The 18,956-nt window shown below is 39.3% G+C and carries 24 protein-coding genes, 2 tRNA genes and 1 pseudogene; 16 read left to right on the top strand and 11 right to left on the bottom strand.

Features of this window, described 5'->3' with window-relative positions:
• Nucleotides 1–139: 139 nt before the first annotated feature.
• A complete protein-coding gene (locus XEN7305_RS08320) occupies nt 140–1,147 on the top strand; it encodes a glycosyltransferase (RefSeq protein WP_006508947.1) in 1,008 nt (335 codons plus the stop codon).
• 63 nt (nt 1,148–1,210) lie between these two features.
• On the opposite strand, the gene XEN7305_RS29425 is transcribed toward XEN7305_RS08320, so the two are convergent.
• The 3 genes from XEN7305_RS29425 to XEN7305_RS08310 form a co-directional block, all read right to left on the bottom strand.
• On the bottom strand, nt 1,211–1,420 hold the full coding sequence (locus XEN7305_RS29425) for a hypothetical protein (RefSeq protein WP_071591333.1): 210 nt from the start codon (nt 1,418–1,420) through the stop codon (nt 1,211–1,213).
• Nucleotides 1,421–1,630: 210 nt separating this feature from the next.
• Nucleotides 1,631–2,080 (bottom strand): response regulator, encoded by a 450-nt coding sequence (locus XEN7305_RS08315; protein ID WP_006508946.1) that lies wholly within the window; start codon nt 2,078–2,080, stop codon nt 1,631–1,633.
• 96 nt (nt 2,081–2,176) lie between these two features.
• On the bottom strand, nt 2,177–2,563 hold the full coding sequence (locus tag XEN7305_RS08310; protein ID WP_006508945.1) for a response regulator: 387 nt from the start codon (nt 2,561–2,563) through the stop codon (nt 2,177–2,179).
• 111 nt (nt 2,564–2,674) lie between these two features.
• Here XEN7305_RS08310 and rbfA point away from each other — a divergent pair, with 111 nt between their 5' ends.
• On the top strand, nt 2,675–3,073 hold the full coding sequence (gene rbfA, locus XEN7305_RS08305; protein WP_040897162.1) for a 30S ribosome-binding factor RbfA: 399 nt from the start codon (nt 2,675–2,677) through the stop codon (nt 3,071–3,073).
• A 60-nt stretch (nt 3,074–3,133) separates the two neighbouring features.
• Here rbfA and rpoZ read toward each other — a convergent pair whose 3' ends face one another.
• On the bottom strand, nt 3,134–3,379 hold the full coding sequence (gene rpoZ / locus XEN7305_RS08300) for a DNA-directed RNA polymerase subunit omega (protein WP_006508943.1): 246 nt from the start codon (nt 3,377–3,379) through the stop codon (nt 3,134–3,136).
• Nucleotides 3,380–3,547: 168 nt separating this feature from the next.
• Nucleotides 3,548–4,123, bottom strand: a complete 576-nt coding sequence (locus XEN7305_RS08295; protein ID WP_006508942.1) for a DUF1802 family protein — start codon at nt 4,121–4,123, stop codon at nt 3,548–3,550.
• Between the two features lie 95 nt (nt 4,124–4,218).
• On the opposite strand from XEN7305_RS08295, the gene XEN7305_RS08290 reads away from it, so the two are divergent.
• Entirely contained in the window at nt 4,219–5,997 is a 1,779-nt protein-coding gene (locus tag XEN7305_RS08290) for a sodium:solute symporter family protein (RefSeq protein ID WP_006508941.1), read from the top strand.
• Nucleotides 5,998–6,112: 115 nt separating this feature from the next.
• The gene (locus XEN7305_RS08285) at nt 6,113–6,334 is read left to right on the top strand and encodes a hypothetical protein (RefSeq protein WP_006508940.1); all 222 of its coding nucleotides are present in this window, start codon (nt 6,113–6,115) and stop codon (nt 6,332–6,334) included.
• Nucleotides 6,335–6,608: 274 nt separating this feature from the next.
• Here XEN7305_RS08285 and XEN7305_RS08280 read toward each other — a convergent pair whose 3' ends face one another.
• The 4 genes from XEN7305_RS08280 to XEN7305_RS08265 all read right to left on the bottom strand — a co-directional run bounded on the left by XEN7305_RS08280 (nt 6,609) and on the right by XEN7305_RS08265 (nt 8,253).
• Complete coding sequence (locus XEN7305_RS08280; protein ID WP_006508939.1) at nt 6,609–7,061, bottom strand: PIN domain-containing protein; 453 nt, start codon at nt 7,059–7,061, stop codon at nt 6,609–6,611.
• 3 nt (nt 7,062–7,064) lie between these two features.
• Nucleotides 7,065–7,364, bottom strand: a complete 300-nt coding sequence (locus tag XEN7305_RS08275) for a hypothetical protein (protein ID WP_006508938.1) — start codon at nt 7,362–7,364, stop codon at nt 7,065–7,067.
• A 459-nt stretch (nt 7,365–7,823) separates the two neighbouring features.
• Nucleotides 7,824–8,030, bottom strand: a complete 207-nt coding sequence (locus XEN7305_RS08270) for a hypothetical protein (RefSeq protein WP_006508937.1) — start codon at nt 8,028–8,030, stop codon at nt 7,824–7,826.
• Nucleotides 8,023–8,253: a BrnT family toxin gene (locus XEN7305_RS08265; RefSeq protein WP_006508936.1), complete on the bottom strand. Its 231-nt coding sequence runs from the start codon at nt 8,251–8,253 to the stop codon at nt 8,023–8,025. The genes XEN7305_RS08270 and XEN7305_RS08265 overlap by 8 nt, the downstream gene beginning before the upstream one ends.
• A gap of 300 nt (nt 8,254–8,553) precedes the next feature.
• Here XEN7305_RS08265 and XEN7305_RS08260 point away from each other — a divergent pair, with 300 nt between their 5' ends.
• The 7 genes from XEN7305_RS08260 to XEN7305_RS08230 all read left to right on the top strand — a co-directional run bounded on the left by XEN7305_RS08260 (nt 8,554) and on the right by XEN7305_RS08230 (nt 14,015).
• Entirely contained in the window at nt 8,554–9,402 is an 849-nt protein-coding gene (locus XEN7305_RS08260) for a M48 family metallopeptidase (RefSeq protein ID WP_006508935.1), read from the top strand.
• Between the two features lie 16 nt (nt 9,403–9,418).
• Complete coding sequence (locus tag XEN7305_RS08255) at nt 9,419–10,087, top strand: bifunctional 4-hydroxy-2-oxoglutarate aldolase/2-dehydro-3-deoxy-phosphogluconate aldolase (protein ID WP_006508934.1); 669 nt, start codon at nt 9,419–9,421, stop codon at nt 10,085–10,087.
• 180 nt (nt 10,088–10,267) lie between these two features.
• Entirely contained in the window at nt 10,268–10,519 is a 252-nt protein-coding gene (locus XEN7305_RS08250) for an EF-hand domain-containing protein (RefSeq protein WP_006508933.1), read from the top strand.
• A gap of 212 nt (nt 10,520–10,731) precedes the next feature.
• Nucleotides 10,732–10,803: transfer RNA gene (locus XEN7305_RS08245), tRNA-Asn, on the top strand.
• Between the two features lie 647 nt (nt 10,804–11,450).
• Nucleotides 11,451–12,350 carry a metallophosphoesterase gene (locus XEN7305_RS08240; protein WP_006508931.1) on the top strand — a complete coding sequence of 300 codons (900 nt, stop codon included), beginning with the start codon at nt 11,451–11,453 and terminating at the stop codon, nt 12,348–12,350.
• The gene (locus tag XEN7305_RS08235) at nt 12,347–13,162 is read left to right on the top strand and encodes a DUF1206 domain-containing protein (RefSeq protein ID WP_006508930.1); all 816 of its coding nucleotides are present in this window, start codon (nt 12,347–12,349) and stop codon (nt 13,160–13,162) included. Before XEN7305_RS08240 ends, XEN7305_RS08235 begins: the two co-directional genes overlap by 4 nt.
• Nucleotides 13,163–13,229: 67 nt before the next feature.
• The gene (locus XEN7305_RS08230) at nt 13,230–14,015 is read left to right on the top strand and encodes a hypothetical protein (protein WP_006508929.1); all 786 of its coding nucleotides are present in this window, start codon (nt 13,230–13,232) and stop codon (nt 14,013–14,015) included.
• A gap of 185 nt (nt 14,016–14,200) precedes the next feature.
• Here XEN7305_RS08230 and XEN7305_RS08225 read toward each other — a convergent pair whose 3' ends face one another.
• Nucleotides 14,201–15,718, bottom strand: coding sequence for an FAD-dependent oxidoreductase (locus tag XEN7305_RS08225; protein WP_006508928.1), 1,518 nt, complete (start codon nt 15,716–15,718; stop codon nt 14,201–14,203).
• Between the two features lie 243 nt (nt 15,719–15,961).
• Here XEN7305_RS08225 and XEN7305_RS08220 point away from each other — a divergent pair, with 243 nt between their 5' ends.
• The 3 genes from XEN7305_RS08220 (at nt 15,962) to XEN7305_RS08210 (ending at nt 17,936) form a co-directional block, all read left to right on the top strand.
• The gene (locus XEN7305_RS08220) at nt 15,962–16,144 is read left to right on the top strand and encodes a CsbD family protein (protein ID WP_040897154.1); all 183 of its coding nucleotides are present in this window, start codon (nt 15,962–15,964) and stop codon (nt 16,142–16,144) included.
• Between the two features lie 240 nt (nt 16,145–16,384).
• On the top strand, nt 16,385–16,822 hold the full coding sequence (locus XEN7305_RS08215) for a hypothetical protein (protein WP_006508926.1): 438 nt from the start codon (nt 16,385–16,387) through the stop codon (nt 16,820–16,822).
• Between the two features lie 493 nt (nt 16,823–17,315).
• Complete coding sequence (locus XEN7305_RS08210) at nt 17,316–17,936, top strand: DedA family protein (protein WP_006508925.1); 621 nt, start codon at nt 17,316–17,318, stop codon at nt 17,934–17,936.
• A 113-nt stretch (nt 17,937–18,049) separates the two neighbouring features.
• Here XEN7305_RS08210 and XEN7305_RS08205 read toward each other — a convergent pair.
• Nucleotides 18,050–18,122 (bottom strand) — tRNA-His (locus tag XEN7305_RS08205).
• 97 nt (nt 18,123–18,219) lie between these two features.
• Between XEN7305_RS08205 and XEN7305_RS08200 the strand changes: the two genes are divergently transcribed.
• Together XEN7305_RS08200 and XEN7305_RS08195 are read left to right on the top strand one after the other, a co-directional pair.
• Nucleotides 18,220–18,585, top strand: coding sequence for a DUF4359 domain-containing protein (locus XEN7305_RS08200; RefSeq protein ID WP_006508924.1), 366 nt, complete (start codon nt 18,220–18,222; stop codon nt 18,583–18,585).
• 171 nt (nt 18,586–18,756) lie between these two features.
• A pseudogene (locus XEN7305_RS08195) lies at nt 18,757–18,956 on the top strand (hypothetical protein); the annotation flags it as partial.

The following is an 18,956-nucleotide window of genomic DNA, read 5'->3' as shown; positions in this document are numbered from 1 at the left end:
GAAATATATCTTTATGATTGAGACATAATTTTTAACTTCTTTTTCCTTTTTAACTTATTTTGGGGACAGTTGCAGACGCCTGTTAAGATGGGAATTCTTTTAAGGTATTGTCGTGCTTATTGGATCTGGTATTTAACCTATGGCTGTTGCGGCTAGTAATCAACTCATTTCTGTTATTATTCCCACTTATAATTGCGATCTCTACATTGTGGAGGCGATCGAAAGTGTTTTAAGGCAAGATGGTTGTCATTATGAGGTGATTGTTATTGATGATGGTTCGACAGATGCTACTCAAGAAGTATTAGAACCGTTTCAAGACAAAATTTGTTACCTTAAACAGGAAAACCAGGGGGTTGCGGCCGCTCGCAACCATGGGATTGCCCAAGCTAAAGGAAATCTGGTGGCGTTTCTCGATGCTGATGATTATTTCTTTCCCGGAAAATTAGCCAAACAAGCAGCTATTTTTGCTCAAAGACCTGACATTGGAATTGTTCATAGTGGTTGGCAAAGAGTTGATTCTGAGGGGAATAAACTACTAGATATTTGTCCTTGGGAAAAAGCTCCTGAATTAGACCTAGAGAATTGGTTGCGTTGGAAACCTGTTTTACCTAGCGCAATGATGTTTCGTCGTGAATGGTTGGAATATGTGAGAGGATTTGATCCGCGTTTTCCCCCGGCAGAAGATACTCATTTGGTCTTGAAAATGGCCTTAAAGGGTTGTAAAACTGCTTGGTTAAGAGAGGTAACTGTCTATTATCGACAGCATGAACAAAGCGCGATGTATAAAGGATTACCTCAGGCTCGTTCTCTTGAGGCAGTGCTAGATGATTTTTTTGCCCAACCAGACCTTCCCGAAATTGTGAGACTCAGCGAATATAAGGTTCGTTATGGAACTTTAGTTTGGATTGCCTGGTATCTTCATTACACCAAACATCCTCAGGAGATGGCTGAGTATCTACAAAAATCCTGGCAATATCGAGCTTATTCGCCTATTGAAACAACTATTAAATGGGTCGAATATTTTGCTGAATTTGCCGAGAATTGGGGCATTAGTTTTAATGCCTATAACCTTACTAGTTCTCCTGAATGGAAACAACTAATGTTATGGGTCATAACAGAAATAGAAAAGTTAAGGGATGAAGAATAAAGGATGAGGGATGAAGGATAAAGGATGAGGAAAAAACAGGGTCAATGGTCACTGTTCACTGACCTAAACTAAGGCCATGTTTTGTGAGAGATCAAGGCCAACAGATAAAGTGAGAATCCGTTTTTGATGATGAGAATGACGATGACTTCTCCTTACTGCCTCAAGATTAGGCATCTCTTCTCTACAGTTTGTGCAAAACCAATAGTCTCTACCACGACTAAGATGATGCAACATGTTTTCCGAACAACAAGGACAAGTGGTGGAAGTGTTCATGGCGATTTTGGGAACCTAAAAAACTGATTTACCTTATAAGAAACATAAGAGAACTTTTCAAGATTAGTAATTATTCTTATCCCAGTTCAATTACAAACTCTACTTTACAAATTTGAGGAACTTGTGAAGAAAGACCATATTTTACCGAATAATTATCAGATATTCTTAATTATTTCTTAATATTTTCTCAAGGAATCATTTAGGCAAAGTTCAAGTCCAATTCCAATTTAGTCTTTGGGAAATTAGCGTTGCCAAAGTTACCATGTCACAGGGTTTTGCGATCGCTGCAACAATGCCCAAACTGTCATAAAATTTGCGATCGCAACTAAAGATTCTTTCGGTCAATAAAACTATAGGAATCGGACTAATATTGGGATAGTTTTGAATCTTTCGGAGCATAACCAATTCACCCGAATTAGGCAAATTGGTATCTAATAAAATGACATCTGGCTGAGTTATGGTGATCAGGGTCAAATCTGGAGAATCTAAGTCTGCAACAAAAACTTGCCACCCAGCAATTTCTTCAAAGCTAAGTTGAATAATTCGTCTCAAATCCTTGGTGTTGCTTAAAACCAGAATAACCTTTGGCTTTACGCAGACAACTTCCTCACTTTCTGCTGGTTTGTCGATCTTTAATGGTCGTTTTTCAGTGGCAATCATTAGGGTTTATCGAAATTTAACATCCGAGTCCTCCCAGACTCTAGAGATGAAAAATGAGGAAGTTGTGAGGATAAAAATCAAGCTACGTGTTTTTACTTAATCATTGGTTTCCCACCCCAAAAAACCAGATATTTGGCTAGTTAAAGTCAGGGAGTCGAAAGGCTTAACTATAACTCCTTTTGCTCCTGCATTATAGAATATTCTGCGATCGCTGGCCTGAGCCTTCGCAGTGATAAAAATGACGGGAATATGTCGCGTCTTGGGGCTTTTTTGCAATAGTTCCAAGGTTTGCAGCCCATCCAACTCAGGCATCATAGCATCTAATAAAATAGCATCTGGTTGTTTGACTGTGGCCAGGGCAATTCCCTTTTCTCCAGAAGAAGCGGTAATTAATTGCCAGCCTATTTCCAAGTCGAAACAAAAACTCACTAGAGTTTGAATATCTTCCTCATCATCAATAAATAAAATCAGTTTTGAACTCATTTACCTCAAAAAATTTAAAAAGTCGGCTTTTTATTATTACCTATCTCATGCTGCCAAATGTTATTTTAGGAGATGACTTTAAAATATCAAAGATTGAAGAGGATTAAGGTTGTGGCTAATAGTCGTCGGGTTTCTCGTGTGTCTTCCCTAATTAAACGAGAAGTTAGTCAAATGCTCATCAATGGCATCAAGGATGACCGTGTAGGTTCGGGAATGGTAAGCATTACCGATGTTGACGTTTCTGGAGATTTACAGCACGCCACAATTTTTGTCAGTATCTATGGTACGGAAACAGCCAGAGAAGAGACCATGGAGGGCTTGCGAGCTTCCCAGCATTTTGTACGTCGAGAATTGGGGCAACGAATCAGATTAAGACGTTCTCCAGAAGTCACTTTCCTCGAAGATCGTTCTTTAGAAAGAGGGGATGAAATGATTCATTTATTAAACAAAATTAGTCAAACTGGCAAACGGCTTGACGATTTATCCAGCTCAACTATTGAAGGGGAATGAGAATTAAGGCAGATATAGTTGTGCCACTGACCCTCAAGCCCAATCTATAAAGACCTAAAGTCAATCAACTTCGTAGGACAAGGTATCTTCGAGCATCAATTCATCGGCCATTTCTTTAATTGTTCGAGAAATGCTTTTAATTTTAGATGCTTTAGTCGGAACTTCTGGTTCATCATCCCAATATTCTTTTTGCTTAGCTCGTCTGGCAACAGCAACCACCACTCGATAGCGATTCGACATTTTCGACATCAAAATGTCTGTGTGCTGAATATATGGAGGAGCATCGGAAATAATTCGAGAATCCATAGTTTTTTAAAGGGGGGAGAGACAGAGCAACTTAATAGAAATTAAAGATAAGATGTTCTTCTGTATAAATCATAACTCTACTACTAAAATTTATTTTTTCTATAATGTCATGCTGAAAAATACGTAATTTATTGACTAGTTTTGATTAAGTAAAATTACAAAATCATATTAATTTATATTGCCTACAATTTCTCGGGCCAGTTTTTGATAGGAGTGGTCATCTAAAATAGGGTTTAATCCTTGTAAAGAGATAGGCTTAACCAAATCTATCCAGGATTTGCATCCACCATAACTACTATCATAAGGAATACTTAGGGGACGAGGTAAATTGTAAACTCGCAAGAAAAGAACGGATAAGGGTTGACTGGCTTTCCATTTCAAGCGATCGCGGATCATTTGCTCATTCCAGATATGATAGGGTTGCAAAGCTTGTAAGGTTTCTGATTTGGTGACCGATAAAGTTTGGGTAATCTGAGCATAAGTTCGAATCGTAACGGTTTCAGGATGCCAACCTGATTCGACAATAGTTACTTTGTCCGAATATTCTGATTTGAGTAAATGGGGTTTTTGATGTTCATAGGTCGGATATAGCCAGACTTGTTGATGTTGGACTTGAAACTTTTGGGCGGCTTCGCGGATACCGCCTTTGCGCAAAAGAATAATCGTTTTCCCTGTGGCTAGAGCCTCAACTGCGATCGCCCATTCCTTGAATGCATGGGTTAAAGTTTTTGTGTTACCTATCATTAATTCACTCGATGAATCTTAATTTTTCCTCAATTTTATAGAGAAATCAGATTTTGATCCTGTTTACTGAGGACAGTTTACAGTTGACTGAAATAATGCAATTAATTGATTGGCTGATTGTTCTGTTATATTTTTGCTTCACTATGGGATTGGGTTTGTACCTATCTCGCCGCGCAGCTACTAGTTTAGTCGATTTTTTTGTTTCAGGACGCTCGCTACCTTGGTGGTTAGCCGGCACAAGTATGGCAGCAACGACTTTCTCCATTGATACCCCGTTATATATTTGTGGAGTGGTAGCGAGTCGAGGGATTTCCGGCAACTGGGAATGGTGGAGTTTTGGGATTTCCCATGTGATATTGATCTATGTTTTCGCGAGACTTTGGCGAAGATCGGAAATTGTCACCGATGCGGAGTTGACAGAGATGCGTTATGGAGGCAAAACTGCCGCAACTCTGCGCGGGGTGAAAGCATTTTTATTTGCAGTACCGATTAATTGTATTGGGATTGGCTACGCGATGTTGGCCATGGTAAAAGTTGTGGATGCTTTGGATTTATGGCAAAGCTTGGGCTTGAGTCCTGGGGATTATGGCAAAATTTGGAGTGTCATTGCCGTTAGTATTTTTGTTTTAATCTATTCTGGATTTTCTGGTTTATGGGGCGTTGTAGCGACGGATTTTTTTCAATTTTTCTTAGGCTTGACGGGCGCGATCGCCGTTGCCATAGTAACCGTGCTGCATCTGGGGGGAATTCATGAATTGATTGCTCAAGTCCAACAAACAACAGATCTAGATGTCTTAGATTTTTTCCCCTTAACTTGGGGTTCTGGGGGAATCAACTGGAATGATGCGGCGGGCATTACAGCGACAACTTTCTCAGCGTATATTTTCCTCCAATGGTGGTCATTTCGTCGTAGTGATGGCGGAGGCGAATTTGTGCAAAGAATTGCTGCGGCAAAAGACGAAGCGGAAGCGGAAAAAGCATCCTGGTTTTTTAATATTTTGCACTATATTGTTCGAACATGGCCCTGGATTTTGGTTGCTTTAGCGGCAATGGTAATTTATCCCGACCTAGGCGATCGCGAATTGGGTTATCCCAAACTGATGTTAGATTTTCTGCCTCCAGCGATTTTGGGTTTGGTGGTGGCATCTTTGATCGCAGCTTTTATGAGTACGGTTTCGACTTCGATTAACTGGGGAGCTTCCTATCTGACAAATGATCTGTTCCTGCGTTTTATCAAGCCTGATGCCAATCAAGCTGAATTAGTGATGATCGGCAGAATTGCTTCGGTGATGGTGACTATCTTTGGGGCGATCGCCGCGTTTTTTGCCACAGATATTGCCACGGTCTTTCGTTTGGTTATTGCGATCGGCACCGGGCCAGGTTTAGTACTGGTCTTACGCTGGTTTTGGTGGCGGATTAATGCCGCAGCTGAATTGGCAGCAATGGTTAGCGGCTTTGTGATTGGCCTGAGCCTGAGTATTGTTCCTGATTTGAATGCTATTTTTGCCGATTTCGGGTTCAGATTACTGTTTATCTCGACGGTGACAGCGGTGATCTGGATTAGCACTATGTATCTCACTGCACCAGAATCTGATGAAGTATTGGACAAATTTTACCTTCGCGTTCGTCCAGGAGGTATTGGCTGGCTGAGACAAAGAGAACGTACAGGTGTTTTGCCGGCTCAAGATCTTAAGCAGGATTTACTCAAGGTTAGCGCAGCGATTTTACTTTTGTTTGGTTCGATGTTTGCGATCGGTGGTTTTCTGCTCTTGCAACCTGTTACAGGATGGATATCTTTAGTAATTGCTGTGGTGGGTGGTTTTTGGTTGCGGAAACTTTCTAAGGCATCAGGATTTCATAAGGTTCAAATTTGATCTTGAGTTAATCACAAGATTTGCAAGAAATTTGAATCTATACATTTTAAGGGAGACAGAGTATAAAAATACAATAGATAACGCGAAATCTAGAAACCAACCAAGGAGTTTTATTATGTCCAATCTAAATAGATGCGATGAAGAATTAAACAGGTTAAACAATGAGATTGGGTTGAAGTTAAGAGAAATCCAAAACTTTCAGCATTATGCAGAGAGAGTTATGTCTAAATTGCAAGAAGAAGAGAAAAAATGGTCGGATAGGATTTCTTCGGAAAATCGAGAGTTGGCAAAGTTAAGCAGTACGAAAAGTCAACTAGTTGCTAACTTCCAATCATAAATATTCGCAACTAGCAACTATAGGAAGGCCCTCAATAGTCGAAAATTAGGGTCTTCCAATCCTGAATACCTGACGCATTTTAGGAAAGCTAAATTAGGTAGAACATTTCAAATATCGAATTTGAGAGAATAAAATAGCATCATAGTATTGCTTTTTAGCTTTCTTAGAGGCAAAACAAGGTTGAGAATCTTGACTTAGCAAAGCAAGAGGAGAGAACAAAGCACAACCCTTAATTATGATTTTTAGCTTGATTTTGCTTTTTTACTGACTCTAGCTAATATGTTCCAACTATCTCTTCTGGGCTTTTAGGTGTAACTTCTTCCTCAAATCTTCTAAAATCTTTGACGTTAAAAGTCAGGATGTGACTTAAAGAGTGAATCAGCATAAACGCAACTAAACGAGTATCATGAACTTTTGTTCCTCTCACCTCATATTCAGAAACTAATCGTTCCCACTCAGAATACATTTGTTCGGTATCAGGAAGTAAGATAAACAATTCCTTTAATCGCGACACCTCAGCTTTAACTTCTATCGGAGATAGCCCTAAACCGTTCTTATCACTCGGACGAATGGCTACATTCCACATTTCAATTAAATTCTGTGGCGCAATAAATAATTGCTCTCTTGATCTTCTTAAAGCAGCAATTGCAGTTTGAACGATCTCGTACTGGGGGTCATCGGTGATAAGAGTTCTCAGAAGGACATTGGTATCTATTAAAAATGCCATTGATTAGCCACGCTCACCATAAATACTCTCTCTGCTCATAAATTCCTCACTTAATACAGGAAGTTTTTTTCGTGAGTGGCTCTGCGACCATTCGCGAAACTCAGCAATCCACTCATCATCAGTAGCAGTATTAAAAAAGTGATTAGCGTGTGGACTCGGTACTCTACTTAAGCGAGAAAGAAGCTCATCCAAGTAAGGCTTGATTTCTTCTGGAGAACGAGAAGTTATCTTAGACAACGAACTTACTACTTCACTAATCTCTTCTTGGTGAATTTTGGAGTTATCTTGTGATTTTTGAGTCATAGTAGTCCCCTCTCATATCAATCGAACAACCCGTTGTTATTTACCTATACTGTGACAGCAAGGAGTCTAAATGCCAATAAGATAATGAGAATTTACCTCGGAAAAGATTATTTCTTCAGCCTTTTCCACAGTCTCCATTCGCTGCGCCTGACTGACTGACACAAGTCCCTCAAACCCTCTTGGTCTATAGATTTCACTTTTTTCACTCAAAAGACTATTTTTTGATGAAGCGATCGCTTGTAAGCTTTAAAATACTGTACTGGCAAAATTTAATTTGCACGATAAGCATAAGATTTGCCTAGATGTGTCAGGCAGTCAGCTTCCAATCTTTTAGATTTTTCCTGATGCTTTAACCTTTGTTGCCGTGCGATCGCGTTCTCAGTTAAACAATATGCGGTTTTCTTAAACACCCAGCTAGCTATTCTTCGTTAGACTAAATGATTTTGTACCTAGATAGAATTAAGCAGACTCTTGATGAGAACGAATAATTTTCGCTAAAGCTCGCAAAGCATCATTCACTGATTTTTCATCGGGAAATATTTCAGCCACATCATCATCCAACCTAACAATATTAGTCCCTTGACTATATCTTTGAGCGTATTTTCCTCGGATGCCTTGGCTAAAATCATATTCATCAAGCATATCTGAATCCTGCTGATCAATCATATTCGCTACCCTCTTCGTATGTCTTTTTCTCACGAGATGTCGCTAAACGAGCACTAATAATTCTAATTACATTTCCTCGCTCAGCATAAACTACTACAATTGTTTTTTGTCGGTTCGACTTGCCTATAATAATAAATCTTTCCTCACTTATTGAGTGTAATGGATCTTCTATCATCAGAGACAAAAGATCTCCGAAAACGGTACTTGCCTCTTCAAATAACACTCCATGCTTATTTTTATTGATAGTTGCCTTTTTTTTATCCCATTCATAAAGTTAATCCCACTAGACCTCCAGAAATATTTTTTTGCAATTTCAATCAAGTAAAAAGCTTCAAATAATTTGAGAGTTATAAGTCTATAAGATTAATATCAGTATTATCAAAAGCTCACCTTCATTAAAAGACTGCAAGGTCACCTGAAACTATTTACACATATGACACGTCACTAGAAAAGTAATTAGTAGAGATCAATTAAAGTTGATTATGGTATCTATTAAGTATTGATATCTTATTTCCTAAATCTTATGTTGAACTTTTCTTCTTTATTCTATGGCTGTCGTAGACGTTGGTTATATGGTTTGTTTTCCGTAGTTATAGCTATTAGTATTGGACTCACTAATGCTCAGGTAGCCAGAGCTGTTTCCTGGTTCGAGCTGCTGATTAGAGGCACTCAGATTTTGCAACTTGCCACCATGTCTAATCAGCAGGAAGTCCAGTTGGGTCAACAGATCAATCAACAACTAATCGACTCTGGCCAAGCCAAACTTTATCGCGATCGCAATATTAACAAATATATCAACGACATTGGACAACTGCTGGCTAAACATAGCGATCGCCCTGAGATCCCCTATACCTTTCAAGTTGTAGACGATAAAAGTATTAATGCTTTTGCTACTATGGGCGGATTTGTCTATGTCAACACCGGTTTGATCCTCAAAGCTGATAATGAGTCCGAGCTTGCTAGCGTTATTGGTCACGAAATTGGTCATATCGTGGGGCGGCATTCGATCAAACAAATGCGAGAAACGGCGATCGCCCAAGGATTACTTTCCTCAGCGGGCTTAGATACCTCTCAAGCTGTACAAATTGGCGTAGAACTTGCCTTAACTCGTCGCAATAGTCGTCAAGATGAGCTGGAAGCCGATCGCTTTGGTTTAGAAAACCTTAGAGAAGCAGGATATGCACCGGTGGGAATGCTAGGCTTTATGCAGAAACTCCTCGAAGCAGGAGGTTCCACCCCATCTTTTTTGAGTACTCATCCTGCGACTTCAGAAAGAATCAAACTTCTGGAGAAAAAAATTGATGCGACGACTGCAAATAGTGGGAAAGGTTTAGATCCCCAGGATTACCAGAGAAAGATTCGGCAACTTTAATTCAATCAGTACATAAATGATTAGCGATCGCATTATTGAGCAGTCTTCAATGACCATTGATTCTTGGCAAGCAGTATTAGAAGTCCAAAGAGCGATCGCGGTTATTCGTTCTCCTGAACTCACAATTGGTTTAGCGATGGCGGGCGCTGTTGCCGCAGGAGGCATGAAATTAATCGAAATTACTTGGAATAGTCATCGACCTCAGGAGTTAATCTCACAACTGCGAGTAAGCTTGCCTCATTGCCTGATTGGTGCAGGAACAATCTTAAATCCTACTCAATTACAAGATGCGATCGCTTGTGGCGCGCAATTTCTCTTTTCCCCTCATTGTGATCCTGACTTGATCAAAAATGCGATCGCCCAGAACATTCCTTTTATTCCAGGAGCGTTTTCCCCGACAGAAATCGTTCAGGCTTGGCAAGCTGGAGCAACGGCCGTCAAAGTTTTTCCAATTCAGACATTGGGCGGTGCTAATTACCTGAAAAGTTTACAAGGCCCTTTAGACCAGATTCCCCTAATTCCTACGGGGGGAGTGACAATTGACAATGCTCAGTCGATGTTGGCTTCAGGGGCGATCGCAGTAGGTTTATCCAGTAATCTTTTCCTGCCATCTCTAGTGAAACAACAAAATTGGCAAGCAATCACTCATCGGACTCAAAATTTGTTGGCGACACTAAAGAACTAGACATAATCTATATATCAAATTCTATAAAAGCTTTTTTTGGATTCACAGTATTGATCAATGGTTCTCTAAAAGATAAATTGTTTACAACCTCAAATAATCTAAGAGGAACCTGTCAACAGGATTTAGACGCACTAGTTAGCATTGACAATTCTCAGACTAAAAAAATAAGGAGAACCAACCATGAATATGTCGCAAAAGAAAATAGTTAACTTATTTTACAAAATTGATAAGGATGAAAATGGCTATATCAACATCTCAGAGTTGATTGAAGGCGTAGCAACTAACGAAGATTTTAAACAGCTCTTAAAATTATCGGGGGATGCAGAAGAAAATGCCAAAAGGATTATAGCTCTCTTCGATAAAGATTTTGATGCGGAGATCGATCTGCCTGAATTTATGCAAATGGTTCGTACGATAGAAAATCGCCAGTAATTTAAAGTTGCGATACAAAGAGGAATCCAGAAGCCATGTTAAATTACTGGTTCCTCCAACTCGCATAATCTATTATTTTGTTCCTAGAAAAAGTTGCAGGGAACCTTGATAAACTGTTTTCGGTTACGGTATAAATTCAGGTTAAAATTTTTTTGAGAAAGTACTTGCCAAATGTTTTTATTGTCGATATGATTGTTAGGCACTAAAGGCAATCCTCGGTAGCTCAGTGGTAGAGCGGTCGGCTGTTAACCGATTGGTCGTAGGTTCGAATCCCACCCGGGGAGTTTTCACAGGACTTCAGTAATCAAGTGTCGCTGTTAAAGAATTACTGTTGTTATTTGATAAGCTGTTGTTATTTAATAAATTGTCTTCCTTAATAATGGAAGGTAATAGTTTTTGCTTGTTTTTGAAAAGTTCCTGGGCGAGATTATTGAGCTTGTTCAATGACAACTCCTCTTTTACATACTGCTTGCTGGATTAATCTAACTTTGTTGCCTATCTTAAGACTGTCACTTAATGAACCCATAGATAGATGAACTTTAGGAAGAAAAACTGGAATACTGGGGCTAGAAAATAAAAATTACTCTCAATTTAGCTGGCCTGACAAGTGAATATCCTAGCTTAATCAGTTGATACTCACAACCTGTATTGGCAGTTTATATTAAAGGATCAAAAATTATGACGACAAAGCTGGAGAATTAGCTATTGGTAAGCGGGGGAAAACCGAAAACGCATCGGTAACTGTACCTATTGAGAGACAGGGAAAGAATATAAAAGTACTATGTCTTTGTCACAAAAAATTGTAGGAGTTAATGACGTGACTGTGGAAGTAGAAGTTATTCCTTCGACAGGATCATACGACTTCGAAAAGGAAATAATGGTTTGGAAATAAATAGTGGCTTGGTAATATCTAAATCTCACTCGTAAAATTGTGAAAAATACAGCTCAAAAATTAAAATATACTGCGTTAGGAATAGTAAGAGCGATCGCCTTATTAATTATCTGGAGTTTTATCGAACCTCGCTTCCTTAATACCGAAAACGAAACCGCTACAATTCCCAATCTACCAGACTCTTGGGAGGGTAAAAAAATTGCCCAACTTACCGATTTTCAGATTGGGCTATGGGGGGATAATCGCGGTACAGCTCGTCGTAGCGTGGCTAAAATTATCGAAGCCAAACCCGCTTTAGTCCTAATCAGTGGCGATTTTATTTATCATCCAGGAAAAAATATCGTTCCAGAAATCAACACCGCAGTCGATATCGTTCGTCCCTTAGTAGAAGCGGGAATTCCGACCTATGCCGTATTGGGCAATCACGACTACGGCATGAGTAGTAGGAAAGCAGAACCAAAAACAGCAGAAGCCAAATATCTAGAAACGGAGTTGGAAGCTGCTGGGGTAGAAGTCTTAGAAAATGAAGCAGTTCAATTGCCACTAGCAGATGGGAATGAACCTCTATATTTAGTCGGAGTAGGCTCGCTGTGGGCAAATCGAGATGATGCCGGTCAAGCGTTGAGTACTTTACCAGATAGCAGTCCTCGCATTGCCATGATGCACAATCCCGACAGTTTCGAGCAGTTCCCCCCCAACTCTGCACCCTTAGCGATAGCAGGACATACTCACGGGGGACAAGTGCGCGTGCCTGGTTTTCCACAATGGTCCTGGTTAAGATTTACTCAAAAGGATAAAGTATACGCTGATGGTTGGGCAAAGGGTTATGGTGAAGTTGGCAATCAACTGTATGTGAACCCTGGGATTGGCATGAGCATAGTACCCATACGTTTGTTTTGTCCACCAGAACTAACCTTTTTTACTCTAGAAAAAGAATGAAGCAATGGTTGAAGCAGGCAATTACCAATCCTTGGATCAAACAATATATTATGCTCGGCTATGGAGCAAAGGGAACAGTGTACTTATTTATCGGTATATTAGCTATCCAAGCTGCTATGGTTTCTAACCGCCAAGCTTCGGGAACATATCAAACTCTAACCTTTTTAGTAGAACAACCACTGGGAAAGTTGTTTGTCTGTTTATTGGCAGTTACTCTGTCTGGTTATGTTTTGCGAAGATTGCTTCAAACCATACTCACTCCAGGGAAATCCAACCCCTGGAGTTTAAAGTGTATTTTCCAGCGCCTCGGCTATATTATGAGTGGTTTAAGCTATGCAGGTGTAGCCTATTCTGCTCTCAACCTGGTTTTTGAACTGGGAGAAGCTGACGATACCATTGAAGATTTGGCAAACCAAATATTCGACCAAGCATTAGGGGAATGGCTGATTCTTTTGGGAGGAATTGCTGTGATAACCATCGGTATTGGCTATGTTTATGGTGCTTATACAGGTTCTTATATCAGTGATTTTCATAGTGATCACATTCACCATCGATTAGAAAAATGGGCTACCCGCATCGGGAAATTGGGAGTAGCTGCTAGGGGCATAGCTTTTATTTTAACAGGTATCTTTTTGACTGAGGCTGCCATTTTTGGTAATTCCGACCTTGCCGGAGGATTACAAAATGCTTTGCGGATAATAGCAATTAAACCTTTGGGTTGGTTGTGGTTGAGCTTAATCGGTTTTGGTTTTATTTGCTATGGAATATATATGTATATTGCAGCTGTCTACCGACGGTACACTATTCGATAATTGACAAAAGACAACTGGGACTTTCGACTTTATTGATGACTGTTTAGTGTTAAAAGTTACAAAAACAATGTTGCTTAAAACGATTACTCAAAGGACCTGCTTCGCGATCGCAACTTTTACCATTGCAACTCTATCAGCCTGTTCAAGTAGTTCTCCATTAGTACTAGATCATGATGTTTTGATAGATGTAGCGGAAATCACCCAAAATCCAGAAAGTTATATTGGAAAAACTGTATTAGTTCGCAATGATGTCATTCAAACTCTAGGCGAAAGAGGTTTAATATTAGATAAGGATCGGGCTTTTAGTGGCGACGCTATTTTAGTGATCGATATGTCCCTAATTCCTTTAAAACTTACCACCAAAAACACTCCCGAACTCTTAGTTAGTGGCAAAGTGGGAAAATTCACTTCAGCAAGTTTTCAAGAGCGGTATAATTTAAGTCTTGAATCTAATCTTTATAACAAATACGAAAACCAGCCCGTAATTATCGCTGATTCACTGATATCTTCTCCCGATCCTGAAGATTTAACCCAAAGTCCAGAGGCTTACTATAACAAACCCTTAGCAATCAAAGGAGAGTTGGAAGATTTAAAAAGTTATGGTGTATTTGAATTGGATGAAGAACAAGCTTTTGGTGGGGAAGATCTAATCGTCGTACAACCTAGGCCCAGAATTGAACTAAATGAAGAACAGACAGTAATTGTTTATGGTACATTGCGCCCTTTTGTTGCAGTTGAATTAGAGCAGAATTATAATTTGGGTTGGGATTTATCGGTTCAACAGCAGCTCGAAGCGGAGTATTCTCAAGAGCCTGTTTTAGTCGCCGACAAAATAATACCCTTAAATAAATGAGCCTAATTAATAGCGAATCAGACATTTCACATTTTTGCGATTGGGCTTTATGATTTTTTTAGGAGTTTATCATCAAACTTATATTAGGTTTCTTCCTGGTTGAGAGAGATCGCAAACTATAAATAAATAGGTTAAAATGCATTACTACTTCAAGCCTTTTTTGCCACAGATAACGGTAGATTAATCTAAGACAGTAGTTTTGGTTCTAAATCTTTAACAGGAGGGCTTTGAATGACTTTTCCGTCACAAGTAAAACGCCCGCCGTGACAGGGACAGTCCCAAGTTTTTTCCGCACTATTCCAGTTAACAATACAACCCAGATGTGGGCAGGTAGCGGAAACGGCAGTTACGTTACCTGTTTTGTCTTTATAAACGCCGATTGTTTCTCCTTTGAGGTTAATTAATTTACCTTCTCCTGGTTTAACATCGTCCGTTGACCATTTTGTTAGTCCTTTAAGCCTATCGCCTACCCAATGCATCCCGACTTCCAGATTGTTCTTCATTGATTCTGAAGTCACAAAGGGGGTTGCCCGCAGTGAATCATAGACATCTGCCCAAGGATTGGTGATACCCTGGATTAAATCAGCTAAAATCATTGCCGCCATTGTGCCTTTACTCATCCCCCAGAGATTAAAGCCTGTGGCTAAATAAATATGATTATTAGCAGGTGTTAGCTTGCCAATGTAAGGTAGCTTGTCGAAAGATTCATAATCTTGACTCGACCAACGATAATCAATCTTGTCTATGTCAAAGTATGAATGGGCATATTGTTCTAATTCTTGATAGGATTCTTCAGTCTCGCTTTTTGCCCCAACCTTATGACCGCCACCACCAATCAGAAGCAATAAATCGCCGTTTTCTGTGGGAGTAGTGCGAATAGAGTGATAGTTATTTCCTACACCGATATACATCCCCCTCGGTGCTTTTTCCGCGTTGATTTTTGCCCCGATAATATAAGAGCGCTGGGGATAGGTTTTAGCAAAGAATAAACCCTGATCCATAATTGGCAAGTGGGTTGTTAGCAAAACATCTCTAGCCAGTAACGTTGTGTCGTTAGTAAATACCTTACAGGGTGTTGCTTCCTCTACGGTTTGCACCCGACTATTTTCAAAGATATAACTACCGTCCCCAGAGATTATCTTAGCTAGGTGTAAAAGATATTTACGGACGTGAAACTCTGCCTGATTATTAAATTTAACTGCCCCTGCAATCTCAAAAGGCAAAGTAGTCTCAGTCGCAAATTCTGCGGGTAAACCTAGTTTAATAGCAGCGTCGTATTCTTTTTGGATTTTATCTAAGTTATCTTTATTTTTCGCAAAGGAGTATGTTTCATTGCGTTGAAAGTCGCAGTCTATTCCTTCTTGTTCTACAGTAGTAGCAACGAACTCAACCCCAGCCTGGTTTGACTCGCCATAGAGTCTCGCTTTTTCTTCCCCATGTCTTTCAATCAAGTCGGCATAAATTAACTGATGTAAAGAAGTAACTTTAGCAGTTGTGTGTCCACTTGCACTGGCTGCTATCTGCTGTGCTTCTATTAATGCCACAGTTTTACCAGATTTTTTGAGTAAATAGGCCGCGGTGATACCTGTAATACCCGCACCAATGATAGCAACATCAACAGTGACATTTTTCATTTTAGGATAAGTGGTTTTGGCAGTAGAATCTAGCCAAAAGGAAATTGGTTTTCCTAATAAATTAGTCATAGTATTTAGATGATAGAGAAAGATTTAGTTGTTTATATTTTTAGCTTAGTTAACTAACACTATAAAATTCTATCTATCAAGAGTCTTATTTATTAGTAGTCCACTAACATATAAGGGTCAATGCATTATTACACCGCTGGGACTACTTATTATTTTATTCCTCTAGATAGATTAACTCTGTATAAGCTTTATCCTATGGTTATTAGTAACAACAAACACAGAAAATTTCTGGAGATCAATAATATGAGTGCTAAAGATAGAGTAAAAGCGACAGCAAAGAACATCGAAGGTAAAGCACAAGAAGCTATGGGCAAAGTTACTGGAGACAAAAAAGACCAAGCTGAAGGTAAAGCGAAGCAAGCTGAAGCCTCTGCACAACATGCAGTGGAAGATGGTAAGGACGCAGTTAAAGATGTGATCGACTAGTGCTGCTGCGCGGAAGTAATAAGTAATAAGTAATAAGTCTCATCTTCGTGGGACCGAGATAATCAGTATTGATTTATCGGCTTTTTGCCCTTTGTTGATAGGTAGCTTATTTGCGTCCACGTCTACTAGTAGATCTTCTTAGCTATTGTTAGCTATTAGTTTTGGAAGGGAAATCTATATTTCTCTTCTAGATTTTTATTCAAAACTGCCAGTAAGTATCTAAAAATAGGAGCTAAATTTATGAGAAAACATCTAACAAAAGTCTATCGTTCAATTATTACCATATTATTGGTTTCAGTTGTGGCAACTACCACTGCTGCTTGTTCTTCAAGCCCGACTGCCACCCTGCCTAGTGCCACATTAGATAGAACTAGTGCTTATACTCAGTTGGAAAGAGGCGATAGTGTTGCTGGTCAAAAATTTGGCGATTGGGTAGTTAGTACTAGTCAGGGGTTAATTAGCGATTCTTACGTGCGAGATAACAATAAATTGGGTGTAGTTATTACCGAACAAGTCAAACCAACAGAAGTTAAGACTTTAACGAAGGCTTTGGCAATGGGTTTTCATCAGAATTTTCCTAACCAGGATTTGACTATTTTGATGTATGCACCAGATAAAGAAAGAATTTTGACTGCTAAATATGACGTTCAGTCTAACAGTATTGAATACCAAGGATGATTCGGTTTTGTGAATATTGAGCATTGAACCTTAATCGTCAGTTAGACGCTTTGACTATACCTATTCTCTTAGCATCTACATAAGAGATAAAAAGATAAAAGTAGTATTTGAATACTATTAAAAACAAAATATAATGATATTTTGATTAAAGCTTCTTAATTAACAAAGCTAATCAATCACTCAAAGTACTAGGTAATCGAACGAAGACAAGCAGGGCACAACAAACAACCTCCAAAACCTTTTGCCAAAAAAGATCTAGTATTCCCTTCTGGCGAAAATCTTCCCGTTTGCTGGTTGGACAATAACTATTATTCTAAATAACTTAATTTATTGCTGGTTAGCAGTACTGAAGCTAAAGGTAAATAATTAATAGCTTATGTGACAATGGGACGACGTTATTTGATCAAGTTCTTGGCACCATTGAAACAGTCTGATTTTGCTATTGTCAGTCGCTTTAAAACTATTACTAATTCTATAGATTAAATAATAAACAATGCTTGAATATATTATCAGTACAATTAATTCCCTTGGTTATGTGGGTATTGCTCTATTAATGGCATTAGAAAATTTGATTCCGCCCATCCCTTCAGAGTTAATCATGCCCTTAGCAGGATTTACGGTAACTCAGGGTGACATGAACCTTAGTTGGGTTATTATTTCTGGAACTATTGGCTCAGTCTTAGGAGCAACTCCTTGGTATTTTTTAGGTAAATATTGGGGTCTAAAAAGAACAAAAAAAATCGCCGATCGCTATGGTAAATGGCTAACACTTTCTGGACAAGATGTAGAGCAGGCAAAAATATGGTTCGACCATAGAGGGTATATAGCAACAGCACTTGGTCGTCTGGTGCCGGGGATTCGTACTTATATTTCTCTGCCCGCAGGTATTAGTAAGATGTCTTTTTTGCCATTTTTAATCTACTCGGCAATAGGAACTATTTTCTGGATTAGTTTTCTAACGGGTACAGGTTATCTTCTAGGAGCTAATTACGAACAAGTGGGAGTATATTTAAAGCCAATTTCAACTATTGTCTTAATCGGAATTCTATCCACCTTTATCTACTGGTTTGTTAAAAGAAAACGAGTCCCATCTTCCGGAGAAGACCAGCATTAATAATGTTTACAGCTTTTAGAACTAGCTTGAGTGATTGTCAATTCACAGATTACCTCAAACGAAAAAACCCTGATTTGAATTTTGCAGGGAAAATCTGGGAATGTTTTTAGTAGGGCGAACGACGGGAATCGAACCCGCGAATGGTGGAACCACAATCCACTGCCGTAACCACTTGGCTACGCTCGCCATTCATTTCGGTTTTCTAATATAACATACTTTTGTAATGATTCTTTGGCTAATCTGGAATATTGTGAAACTATAAGTTATTACCTAACGGAATAGAATGTCCAAGATCAATCAAGGGATTTGTAAATTAGGATTAATCTTCTCGGGTTCTATCCTGACAATAACTAATCCAGGACCGGGAAATTACGAGCAATATGCCTCGGAACAATTGAATACTTACCTCAAACAGGATGTTTGTCCGGAAATCGACCAAAAACTAAGCAAACCTTGTTCTATCTTAGTAGATTTTGCCCGTCCCCAATTGAATATGGCGATCGCGGATCAGACCCAACGACGAAATTTTTTACTATTTAGCATTTACCAAACTGAGCTATCTATCCCTTCGACATTGCCTGACTATTACTTTGAGACCTTGGGCATTTTCGACAAATTTTATACCTATTGCGCAGAAAGCTCAGACTAAAACTAATGAGTGATTGAATAGATTGCGATCGCAGCTACTCTTTGCCATCCCAATCAAAAGGCAGAACGGACTGCCCAGCAGCAAAATATTGGGGTTTGGGACCAACTTACAGTTAATGGCTCAGAAGTCAGAAATTATGCAGCTCTGGGGGTCTGGTGGCAATTAAGAGCTTTGCTCATCGATCAATATCGTCAGATCGCGGACACCAGCTCAAATCTTCTCAACTCTCGTCTCGACTATGCCGCTATTGAAGCCAAAGCTCAAGCAGAAGAATCTGCGACAATTTTTACTGAGTTGCGATCGCTTCAGCAGATTATACTAAATCCTGTTGAGACACAACACTTACGAGTTGAGGGATGGCAGAGGGCAGA

It is taken from the genome of Xenococcus sp. PCC 7305, from assembly GCF_000332055.1.
In the GTDB taxonomy this organism is placed as follows: domain Bacteria; phylum Cyanobacteriota; class Cyanobacteriia; order Cyanobacteriales; family Xenococcaceae; genus Xenococcus.
This window is presented reverse-complemented; position numbering and strand designations above follow the sequence as displayed.